Raw genomic sequence first — 11105 nt, 5'->3', positions numbered from 1 at the left:
TGTCGGGGTGGCCTGGGCTGCCGTCGTAGAGGACGACGGTGGCGCCGACGAGGAGGCCGGAGACGAGGAAGTTCCACATCATCCAGCCGGTCGAGGTGTACCAGAAGAAGCGGTCGCCGGGGCCGAGGTCGCAGTGCAGGGAGAGCTGTTTGAGGTGTTCGAGGAGGATGCCGCCCTGGGACTGGACGATGGCCTTGGGCAGGCCGGTGGTGCCGGAGGAGTAGAGGACCCACAGCGGGTGGTCGAAGGGCACCTCCTCGAAGACCGGCGCCACGTCGCCCGAGGTCAGGTCGTCCCACTCCAGGGCGCCCTCGGGCGCGGCGGTGCCGAGCAGCGGGATGTGGACAACGGCGCGCAGGGTGGGCAGCCCGGCGCGGAGTTCGGCGACGGTCTCGGCGCGCTCGTGGCGCTTGCCGCCGTAGTGGTAGCCGTCGACGGTGAACAGGACGACGGGTTCGACCTGCTGGAAGCGGTCGAGGACGCTGCGGGCGCCGAAGTCGGGGGCGCAGGAGGTCCAGACGGCGCCGACGGCGGCGGTGGCGAGGAACGCGGTGACGGCCTCGGGGATGTTGGGCAGGTAGCCGCTGATCCGGTCGCCGGGGCGGACCCCGAGGCGGCGGAGCTCGGCGGCCAGGGAGCCGACGCGGGCGCGGAGTTCGGCCCAGGTGACCGGGCGCGGGTCGTGGGTCTCGTCGGTGTGCAGCAGGGCCGGTTCGGCGGCGCGGGCGGGGTCCTCGGCGGTGCGCAGGGCGTGTTCGGCGTAGTTGAGGGTGGCGCCGGGGAACCAGACGGCGCCGGGCATGGCCGCGTCGGCGAGCACCCGCTCGTAGGGGCGCGTGAACCGGACGTCGCACCACTCGGCGACGGCCTGCCAGAAGGGCTCCGGGGCGTCGACGGACCAGCGGTGGAGGGCGGCGTAGCTCGCCTCGGCGTCGCCCGGGACGGGCGCGGGGGCGCCGTGCCGTTCGGCGGCGCGGGCGTGGAAGCGGGTGACCTGGGCACGGGCGACGCGTTCTGTGTCCGGCCGCCAGAGGGGCGTCGGCTGGTCGGCGTGGTGCGGTGCGGTGGTCATCGTGGCTGCTCCCGGCTGTACGCGTCGTGGGCGTGGCCGCCGTGCGGCGGGTTCCCGGGGTGTGGGCCGGCGCGCGCGGCTGACGAGGACGATGCCATGTGATCGTCTTCCGCACCAGGGGTGCCGGGCCGTGCCGCCGGGAGGCGTCGGTCACCGCCGGGTGAACGGGCGGCGAACCCGCTCCATCCGATGGGGGGTGGGTGGCAGGGTGAACGGCATGGATGCGCATGACCTGGGACGGTCGGTCAAATGGGTGACGTCGTTCAGGACGGTGGGGGCGGCGCGGGTGCTGCGGTCCGTGCGGGCCGCGTGGTGGCGGCGGCGGGTGGACGCCGAGGGTGCGTACGGGCCGGTGGCCGAGCGGGCGCGGGTGCCGGGGCCGGCGTGCGGGGCGGAGCCGGAGCCGGGCGGCGGGGTGGTGCGGTTCGCCCGGTCGTCGCTGCGGGTGCGGGTGGCGGCCGGGGGCGCGGTGTTCTGCGGGTGGGACGGCGCGGGGCCCGGGCCGTCGTACGCCCTGGCGGGCCCGGTGCCGGAGGTGGACGAACGGGCGGTGCTGGAGCCGGACACGGACGGCGGCTGGCGGGTGGTGTCGGAGCGGCTGCTGGTGGTGGTGTCGCGGCACGGGGCGGTGGAGGTGCGGACGCCCGGCGGGGTCATGCTGCGGCGTGAGCAGCCGCCGCGCTGGTGGGATCCGGTGGACGCGGAGGCCGGCCGGGGCGTTTCGCGGTGGACGCAGCGGTCGGAAGTGGCGCCGGACGCCCGCTTCTTCGGCCTGGGCGGCCGGTCGGCGGGGCCGCGGCTGCGGGAGGGCGCGTACCGGCTGTGGAACAGCGATCCCGGGGGCTCGTTCGAGCCGGGGGACGATCCGCTGTACGTCACCATGCCCGTGCAGCTGGTGGTGGCGGACGCGGGGACGCACCTGGTGTTCCACGACAACTCCTGGGACGGGCGGGTGCTGCTGTGGGAGGGCGAGGAGGGGGCCGGTTCGGGGCACGACCGGCCGGGCCGCTGCGAGCTGCGGATGTGCGGCGGTCCGCTGCGGTACTGGGTGATCGCGGGCGCCCCGGCGCGGGTGCTGCGCGGCTGGGCGGCGCTGACCGGGGGCGCCGCGGTGCCGCCCGCCTGGGCGCTGGGGCCCCACCACGCGCGGTGGGGCTTCGGTACCGAGGCGGAGGTACGGCGGGTGGTGGCCGGGTACCGGGAGCGCGGGCTGCCGCTGTCCGCCGTGCACCTGGACATCGACCACTACCGGGGCCACCGGGTGTTCACCGTGGACCGCGAGCGGTTCCCCGACCTGCCCAAGCTGGCCGCCGACCTCCGGAAGGACGGCGTCCGGCTGGTGTCCATCGTCGACCCGGGGGTGAAGGCCGAGCCGGGCTGGGAGGTGTACGAGGCGGGAGTGGCGGCCGGTGCGTTCGTCCGGGACGGCCGGGGGCGGCCGGTGCGCGGCGAGGTGTGGGCGGGGACGTCGGTCTTCCCGGACTTCACCGATCCGGGGGTGCGCCGGTGGTGGGGCGGGCTGTACGCGGAGCGGCTGGCGGAAGGGTTCTCCGGGTTCTGGCACGACATGAACGAGCCGGCGGCCTTCGCGGCGTTCGGCGAGCACACGCTGCCCCTGTCGGCGCGGCACGCGCTGGAGGGCCGGGGCGGCGACCACCGGGAGGCGCACAACGTCTACGCCCTGGCCATGGCCCGGGCGGGGTACGAGGCCCTGCGCGAGCTGCGGCCGGACGAACGGCCGTTCCTGTTCTCGCGGTCGGGCTGGGCGGGGATGCAGCGGTACGGCGGGTCGTGGTCCGGCGATGTGACGACGGGCTGGCCGGGGCTGCGGGCGTCGTTGTCGCTGGTGCTCGGGATGGGGCTGTGCGGGGTGCCGTTCTCGGGCCCCGACGTGGGCGGCTTCACGGGTTCGCCGTCGCCGGAGCTGTATCTGCGGTGGTTCCAGCTGGGCGCGTACCTTCCCCTCTTCCGCACCCACGCGGCGATCTCGGCGGGGCGCCGGGAGCCGTGGGAGTTCGGTCCGGAGGTGCTGGAGCACGCGGGCGCGGCGCTGCGGGAGCGGATGCGGCTGCTGCCGTACTTCGTCACGCTGGCCCACCGGGCGCGGGTGACGGGCGCGCCGTACGTCCGCCCGGCGTGGTGGCGCACACCGGAGGACCGGGCGTTGCGGGACTGCGAGGACGCGTTCCTGCTGGGCGACGCGCTGCTGGTGGCGCCGGTGCTGGAGCCGGGGGCCGACCGGCGGGCGGTGCGCCTGCCGCGCGGCCGCTGGTACGACACGGCGACGGGCCGCGCGCACGAGGGTCCCGGGCAGATCCTGCTCGACGCTCCCCTCGCCCGGATCCCGGTCCTGGCGCGGGCGGGCGCGGTGGTCCCGGTCGCGGGCGCGGACGGCGGGGTGGAGCTGGACGTGTGGGCTCCGGCGGCGGGCCGGACGGGCGGCGGCGTGCTGGCCGTCGACACCGGCGCCGGGACGGCGGAGGTGGTGCGGTTCACGACCGCGTGGCGGGACGGCGCGGTGGCGGTGGAACGGGAGGGGGCGGCGGAGGTGGGGTTTCCGGTGCGGGTGCGGGGGGTTTAGGGGCGGGGGAAGCCCGCCCTGTACCGCCCTTGGGGGGCGGCCGCCCCGGGCGGTACGGGACCGGGCCGCCCCCGTCGTGCATCGCGCGCGGCGCGCTCACAGCGTGCGCAGGCCGTTGATCACCAGGCGCAGGATGCTCTCGTCCGGTGGTTCCGCCGGGGGGATCGGGCGGTCGACGCGGACGATGCCGGCTTCGAAGAGGTCGCCGACGAGGACGCGGACGACGCCGGAGGGAAGGCCGAGGCGGTCGGTGAGTTCGGCGACGGAGCGGGGGTCCTCGGCCGTCAGCTCGGCGATGCGGAGGTGTTCGGGGCCGAGCCGGTCGTCGGTGGCGTCGGGAGGGCGCACGGCGATGACGAACGCCGTGCGGTCGAGCCGGTGCTGCCCGGCGCCCCGGGTGCGGCCACGGGTCATGGTGTACGGGCGGACCACCGGGCCCGCCGCGTCGTCGTACCAGTGCTGTGGCTCTCCGGTGGTGTCAGGGTTCCCGCCGTCTCCGGCCCTCCGTCCGGTCATCCGCCGGCGGCCTCGCCGGTGCGCGGGGAGCTGGCCAGGTGGGCGCCGACGCGCTTGACGAGCAGCGTCATCTCGTAGGCGATCAGGCCGATGTCGGAGTCGGCGTCGGCGAGGACGGCGAGGGCGCTGCCCTGTCCCGCGGCGGTGACGAAGAGGAACGCGTCGTCGAGTTCGACGACGGTCTGGCGCACTTGGCCCGCGTCGAAGCGGCGGCCCACGCCCTTGGCGAGGCTGTGGAAGCCGGAGGCTACGGCGGCGAGGTGTTCGCCGTCCTCGCGGGTGAGGTCGGCCGAGGAGCCGACGGCCAGGCCGTCGCCGGAGAGGACGAGGGCCTTGCGGATGGTGCCGACGCGTTCGACGAGGTCGTCGAGGAGCCAGTTGAGCTTGCCGTTGCCCGCGGGCTGTGCCGTGGCGGTGTCTGCCGACGCGTTGCGTATGGCGGTCATCGACCGTCCCTTTCGTTGGTGGTTCGTGTGCTGTCGTGCTCGGTGGGGTGCGGGGCGTCCGCCCGGCCGCGCTGCCATCCCCGTTGCAGGAACGCCATGCGGGCGCGGACCTCCTCCGGGTCGCGTGCGGTCTCGTGGTCGGCGTCGGCCGGTTCGGCGGCGGCCCGAAGGCTTTCCTTGACCAGGGGGGCGAGGCCGGCCTGCCGGACGCGGCGGGGCAGTCCGGTGGGCGGGGTGGGTTCGTCCAGAAGGCCGGGGTGGTCCTGGTGGTCCGCGCGGTCCGGGGGCTCGCCCACCGGGCGGCCGTGGTCGGAGACGAGGACGGGGTGCCGGGGGCGGCGGGGCAGGCCGCCGGGCGTCGCCGGACCGGCCGTTCCGGGACCGCCGGCCGGAGCGCCGTGCGTGCCGGAACCGGGGCGCCGCTCGGCGCCGCGCGAGCCGAACGCCGGGGAGGCGGGAGCCGGGGCCGCCGGGCGGCGGGCGGCGGGCTCGTCGGCCGGGCGGGTGTGGGCCGGGGCGTCCGACGGGACCCGGGAGCTCCAGGGCGCCAGCGGGCCGCGTGTGTCGGGGATGCGGCGGGGGCCGCGTGGTACGAGCGGGTCGTCCGCGTCCAGGGGAGCCGTTGGGTCCCGCTTGTCCAGTGGGGCCTGCTTGTCCAGTGGGTCCCGCTTGTCCAATGGGGCCGGTGCGCCGAGTCCGCCGAATCTGTCGCGCTCTTCGAACTCTTCGAACCCTTCGGGCTTTTCGGGCTTTTCGAGGGGAGACAGCGGCGGTTCCAGCTCGACCGGCCCGTCCGGGCGGACCGCCTTCCCGCCCGTGGCCCCGCTCCCCTTGGCCGGCGCCTCGTCGATGAGCGCGGCGGGGATCAGGACGACGGCGGTGGTGCCGCCGTAGGGCGAGGGCTGGAGCGAGACGCGGACGCCCTGGCGCCGGGCGAGCCGGCTGACGACGAACAGGCCGAGCCGGTCGGTGTCGGAGAGGTCGAACTCGGGTGCCTCCGCGAGCCCGAGGTTGGCCTCCAGGAGGGCGTCCGCGCTCATCCCGAGGCCGCGGTCGTGGATTTCGAGGGTGAAGCCGTTGGGCACCCGCTCGCCGACGACCTGGACGGCGGTGTGCGGCGGGGAGAAGACGGTGGCGTTCTCCAGGAGCTCCGCCAGCAGGTGGGTCAGGTCGCCGACGGCCGGGCCCTGGACGGCCAGCGGCGGCAGCCGGCGCAGCTCGATCCGCTCGTACGCCTCGACCTCGGAGACGGCGGCGCGGACGACGTCCATCAGCTGGACGGGCTTGCGCCACTGCCGGGAGGGAGTGGCGCCGGAGAGGATCACCAGACCCTCGGCGTGCCGGCGCATGCGCGTGGTGAGGTGGTCGAGGCGGAAGAGGTCGGCGAGTTCGTCGGCGTCGTCCGTCCGGCGCTCCATGGTGTCGAGCAGCGCGAGCTGACGGTGCAACAGGACCTGGGAGCGGCGGGCGATGTTGACGAAGACGTCGGATACGCCCCGGCGCATTTCGGCCTGTTTCACGGCGGCCTCGACGGCGGCCCGCTGGAGGGAGTTGAGGGCGCGTCCGACCTGGCCGAGTTCGTCGGTCGGGTACTCCAGGCGCGGCGCCTCCGTCTCGACGTCGACCTGTTCGCCGGCGGCGAGGCGGCGCAGGACGGCCGGCAGCCGGACGCCGGAGACCTCGTGAGCCTCGCGGCGCAACTGCCGCAGGTCCCTGACGAGTCCGCGGCCGACGCGCCAGGAGACGACGACGGAGCAGATCAGGGCGGCGAGGCCGAGCACGCCGGCGACGGCGGCCTTGGTGAGGACCCAGGTGGCGACGGGTTCCAGCCGGTCCTCGTGGCGTTCCTGCGCGTCGCGGCCGAGGCGGGCGAGGTCGTCGAGGACGGTGCCGGCGGTGGCCTGCCAGCGCTTGGCGTCGACGGTGCGGAGGGCTTTGGCGGGTCCGGCGGAGACGACCGCCTCCTCGGTGCCCTTCAGGGTCCGGGCGTTGGTGCCCCGCCAGTAGTCGTCGAAGACCTTCTGGTCCCGGACGGGCAGGACGGGGAGGTTGGTCGCGAAGAGGATCCTGCGTTCGGCCATGCGGTCGGCGAGCAGGCGCAGTTCGCGGGCGGTGACGGTACGGGCGGTGAGCGCCGCGGCGAGGAGGGCGTCCTCCCGGGACAGGGACTCGCGGGCGTGGGTGAGGCCCACCAGGGCGCGGCGCTGCTGTTCGAGGTCGGCGTCCTGGACGGAGCCGAGGATGCTGAGGAAGTCGAGGTGGGGGGCGACGATCTCGTTGTAGGCGCGGAAGGCGGCGTCGCGGGTGACGGTGCCGCCGGTGACCTTGGCGCGCAGGGCGGCGAGGCCGGCGAGGCGGCGGTCCATGGTGCGGAACCAGTCCGCGGCCGTGGAGCTCATGTCGTCGCGCACGTCGCCGGAGGCGCCGGAGCGGAGGGCGGCGGCCGCCTTGTCGGTGGCCCGCTCGCGGGCGCGGAGTCCGGCGAGGGCGTCGGTACGGTCGCGGGCGGCGCCGGCGCCGTGGGAGCGGGGGGCGGCGAGGACGACGAGGGCCTGGCGGCGCTCCTTCTGGAGGGCGTCGACGACGTCCTCGGCCGGGTGGCCGATTCCGCGTGTGACCTCGGCGGCGGAGAGCAGGCGCTCCGCCTCCATGCCGGTGATCACCGTGGCGAACGCCCAGAGGACGGTCAGGGACACCAGTGGCACCAGCAACAGTGCCACGATCTTCCGGCGGATCGATTTCCCGCGAAAGCGCATGGCCTCCCCCACTGCACCCCGCGGCGCGACGGGGGTGGTGCTCCGACAGTGATGCGGCGTGAGCCTACTACTGCGGGGATTACCCCTCGAAGACCTGTACGGGCGCCTGGGCTTGGGGTGTTGGCCGGGTCGTCCCGAGTTCTCCCGTGATCAGGGGACTTCTTCCGGGGCCGGGCGGCCCGGATCGCGGCCGGGGACGCGGCGGGACCCGCTGCGTGATCAAGCCGGAGTGGCCTGAAGTCGCCCTCTTCCGGGGCGATCCCCGGCCATGCGGCACGGCGCGCTCCGGCGCCCGCGCCCCGGCACACGTCCCGGGGTCCGGGTTATTTTTGACATTCCTGCGGGAAAAGCCCCGAGCGGGGGCAGCCACTGGGGGAGGTGAGCCGCCATGGACAGGGTTCGCGAAGGACGACGGCCGGACGGACGCCCACGGGCGCGCGCGCCGTTGTGGACCGAAGAGCCGGTCCACCGGCCGCGCATGCCCGACCCCGTACGGGCCGCGGCCGTACGCGCCGTGCTCCTCGTCGCGCTGACGGCGACGTGCGCCATGGCCGCGGTGCTGCTGACGCTCGCCGGCTCGTGGCTGGCCTTCCCGGTGCTGATCGCCACGGTGACCGGCACGGTGGCGACGACGTGGGGCGTCCTCGACGTGTGGGTGACGCGTCAGGTATGGCGCCAGCGGCACGGCGTGGTGTCCGTGCCGAGCAGCACGGCGCGGGAGGGACGACGGGTGCGGCGGCCTCGGTATCCGTGAGGCTGTGCCCCGGTCCCTCCCCCAGAGGGGGCACCCCCATTTCGCCGTTTCCCGGGGTCCCGGACCCTTTGGAGCGCACCTGCGGTGCGCGTCCTCAAACGCCGGATGGGCTGTTCAGCCCGGCCGGCACGGCCTCCTCCTCCGGCCGCCGGAACATCCGCGTCGCGGTGATCTCGCCGTGCACCGGCTCCGACTCCGGGTCCGGTTGCGGCAGCCCGGGCCGCAGGTGCTCCTCGACGCTGATGTACTTCAGCCCCGCCCGCAGATCAGCGTCGTTCCGCAACCGGATGACCAGCGGGAACTCCGCGAGCGCCGTGGTGTCGAACAGCCCGGTGGTGTACAGCAGCTGGACGCCGAGCGCGTCCGCGACGGCCCGCTGGAGCTCCAGCAGGTACGTGGCGTTGGCGCGCCCGATCGGGTTGTCGAGGAAGAGCGTGCCCGCGTGCTTCTGCCGGTCCCGCCCCCGGTCGTTGCTGCGCAGCGCGGCCATCGTGCAGTACAGGGCGATGGCCGCGGTGAGCAGCTGGCCGCCGGAGAACACGTCGCCCATCTGCCCGACGGGCACCCGCTCGGCGCGCAGCACCGCGTCCGGCTTGAGGATCTCGACGGCGACGCCGCGCGGCAGCAGGGCCGCCCGGACGCCGCGCAGCAGCAGGGACATACCGTCGCGGCGCAGGTCGGAGTTCTTCCTGACGGCGGACCGGGTGGCCTCGTCGATGACCTCGCCCAGCCGCTCGGTGAGGGTGCTCTGGTCCGGGTCCTCGAAGCGGATGCGCAGGAACTCCTGGCCCGACCACTCCCCCAGCCCCTCGGGCAGCCGGGAGAGCCGCTGGGCGGAGCGGAGCGTGGTGAGCGAGGACTCGACGAGCCCGCGCAGCCGGTCGACGATGCCGTCGCGGTTGCGCTCCAGCTGGTCCAGCTCGTCCGTGAGGACGCGCAGCCGGGGCGCGAAGGCGTCGGCCCAGGCGGCGGCGTGCTCGGGCAGGGCGGACGCGGGGAGTTCGCGGATCTGCTGCCGGGCGGGGGTGCGGACCTGCTCGTAGCGGGTGGAGTTGGCGTGCCGGACGAGGACGTCGCTGGCCTCGCGGACGGCCGTCTCGGCCGCCGAGAGGTCGCCGGCGCAGCCGCGCAGCGAGCGCCGGGACTCGGCCGCGGCCTGCCGGGCCTCCTCCAGGGTGCCGTCGTACGGCTCGGGGGCCGTCTCCTCCTCGTCGGGGGCGTTGTCGCGGAGCAGGTCGCGCAGGAGGGCGGCGGTGTCGTCGAAGCCGCCGGCCGCGTCCTCGGCGGCGCGGTGCGAGCGGAGCAGGCTCGCGTGCGCGGTGCGGGCCTCCTCCAGCGCGTCGGTGCGCGCGGTGAGTTCGGCGGTGGCGGTGCGGAGCAGCTCCTTGGCCTGGTCGGCGTCGGCGGGCACCCGCTCCTCGGGGAGTTCGGTGTGGGCCTCGCCGTCGGCGGGGGCGAGGCGTTCGGCCTCGCCGCGGAGCCGGCCGAGCTGCTCGCTGGCCGCGGAGGCGCGGCTCTCCAGCAGTTGGACGAGGGCCTCGGCGCGGGCGGCGGCGGCCTGGCGGGACGGGCCGTCGGCGCCGTCGGTGCCCTCCAGCAGCTGGGCGGCGCGGGTGCGGACCTTGTTGGTGAGGCGGTCGAGTTCGGCGCGGGCGGCGCTCTCGTCGCTCTCGGCGCGGGCCTGTTCGGCGCGCAGGTCGGCGCCGACGCCGACCTTCTCGTACACCTGGGAGGCGGCGCGGTACGCCTCGCGGAGGGCGGGCAGGGAGTCGGTGGACGCCTCGGCGTCGTCGGGGACGTCGTCCGGGGCGCCGGCGATCTCGGCGCGTTCGGCGCGCAGGGCGCGGGCCGTGCGGTGGGCGTCGTCGGCGGCGCGCTGGGCGGCGCGGCGGTCCTCGTCGGCGGCGCGGGCGCGGTCGACGCAGGCGGCGGCGCGCTCCTCCGACTCGGCTGCCTCCTCGGCGAGTTCGCGGAGCCGGGTCTGCCAGTGGGCGCGCTCGCGGAGCCGGTGGGCGAGGCCGGCGAGGGCGTCGGCGACACGGCGGGCGCGCTGGGCGGCCTCCTGCCGCTCGTCGCGGACCAGCGCGGTCTCGGCGGCGATCTCGTCGGCCTCGGTACGGGCCGTCCGGGCGGCGGTCAGCTCCTCCTGGGCCTCCTCGGCGGCGGCGCGGCAGCGCTCGGCCTCGGCGGCGAGCTCGGCGAGCCGGCCTTCGGGGCAGCCGGAGCGCCAGGAGGCGAGGCGGGCGGCGAGGGCGCGGTCGGCGGCGAGGCGCCCGGCGACGGCGCGGATGTCCTCGTCGCGGGCGGCGGCGCGCTCGCGGAGGGCGTGCCGCTCCTCGTCGGCGGCGCGCTCGTCGTGCATGGCGGGGTTCGGCGGCACGAGAAAGACGCCGCTGTCCTTGTCGGCCTCGGGCACGGGGGCGAGGAGGGCGGCGGCGGTGCCGACGGCGACGGCGGAGCGCGGCAGCAGCGAGGCGTCGGCCAGTGCTTCGCGGGCGCGGCCGTGGGCGTCCGGGTCGGTGATGACGACGCCGTCGACGAGCTCGGGCCGGGCGGCCAGGACGCGGGCGTGGTCGGCGGGGTCGACGGCCTGGGCGAGGTAGCGCCAGCCGGGGAGGGCGGGGATGCCGTGCTCGCCGAGGAACTCGACGGTGGCGAGGACGTCGGGGCCGGCCGGCAGCAGGCCGCCGTCGCCGAGGGCGCCGAGGATGCGGGAGTCGTCGGCGGCGGCGGTGCGCAGGTCGAACAGCTGCCGTTCGGCGGTGGCGACGGTGTCGTCGAGGAGTTCGCGGAGGGCGTCCGCGTTGCGGTCCAGCTCCTCGGCGGTGAGCGGGCCCGCGGCCTCCCCGCGTCCCTCGGCGCCGCGCTGGGCCGGGACCTGGCCGGCGGCGGGCTGCGGCAGGCCCAGGAGTTCGGCGAGCCGCGGCTCGGCGCCGAGGGACTCGGCGAGGCGGCGCTCGGCGTCGTACGCGCCCGCGGC

Annotated in this window: 6 protein-coding genes and 1 pseudogene; 2 read left to right on the top strand and 5 right to left on the bottom strand. The window is 76.2% G+C overall.

From position 1 onward, the window contains the following. The coding region (locus JNW98_RS30955; RefSeq protein ID WP_223771617.1) for an AMP-binding protein at positions 1–1072 on the bottom strand (1072 nt) is incomplete at its 3' end. A gap of 217 nt (positions 1073–1289) precedes the next feature. Between JNW98_RS30955 and JNW98_RS30950 the strand changes: the two genes are divergently transcribed. After that, on the top strand, positions 1290–3653 hold the full coding sequence (locus tag JNW98_RS30950) for a glycoside hydrolase family 31 protein (RefSeq protein ID WP_223771616.1): 2364 nt from the start codon (positions 1290–1292) through the stop codon (positions 3651–3653). Between the two features lie 96 nt (positions 3654–3749). Here JNW98_RS30950 and JNW98_RS30945 read toward each other — a convergent pair whose 3' ends face one another. Genes JNW98_RS30945 through JNW98_RS30935 form a run of 3 tightly spaced genes read right to left on the bottom strand, consistent with a single transcriptional unit; the run spans position 3750 to position 7371 of the window. Further along, positions 3750–4169, bottom strand: a complete 420-nt coding sequence (locus JNW98_RS30945) for a DUF742 domain-containing protein (RefSeq protein WP_223771615.1) — start codon at positions 4167–4169, stop codon at positions 3750–3752. After that, positions 4166–4615: a roadblock/LC7 domain-containing protein gene (locus tag JNW98_RS30940; protein WP_185946027.1), complete on the bottom strand. Its 450-nt coding sequence runs from the start codon at positions 4613–4615 to the stop codon at positions 4166–4168. The genes JNW98_RS30945 and JNW98_RS30940 overlap by 4 nt, the downstream gene beginning before the upstream one ends. Continuing rightward, positions 4612–7371 carry a sensor histidine kinase gene (locus JNW98_RS30935; protein WP_223771614.1) on the bottom strand — a complete coding sequence of 920 codons (2760 nt, stop codon included), beginning with the start codon at positions 7369–7371 and terminating at the stop codon, positions 4612–4614. Before JNW98_RS30935 ends, JNW98_RS30940 begins: the two co-directional genes overlap by 4 nt. A 388-nt stretch (positions 7372–7759) precedes the next feature. On the opposite strand from JNW98_RS30935, the pseudogene JNW98_RS30930 reads away from it, so the two are divergent. Then, positions 7760–8110 (top strand): annotated as a pseudogene (locus tag JNW98_RS30930) (hypothetical protein); the annotation flags it as partial. A 109-nt stretch (positions 8111–8219) separates the two neighbouring features. On the opposite strand, the gene JNW98_RS30925 reads toward JNW98_RS30930, so the two are convergent. After that, on the bottom strand, positions 8220–11105 hold a 2886-nt coding region (locus JNW98_RS30925; protein WP_504755608.1), incomplete at its 5' end, for a coiled-coil domain-containing protein.

The sequence above is a fragment of the Streptomyces huiliensis genome (assembly GCF_020037025.1).
Classification (GTDB): domain Bacteria; phylum Actinomycetota; class Actinomycetes; order Streptomycetales; family Streptomycetaceae; genus Streptomyces; species Streptomyces huiliensis.
The sequence above is the reverse complement of the archived record's forward strand: the minus strand, read 5'-3'. Positions and strand labels throughout refer to the sequence as shown.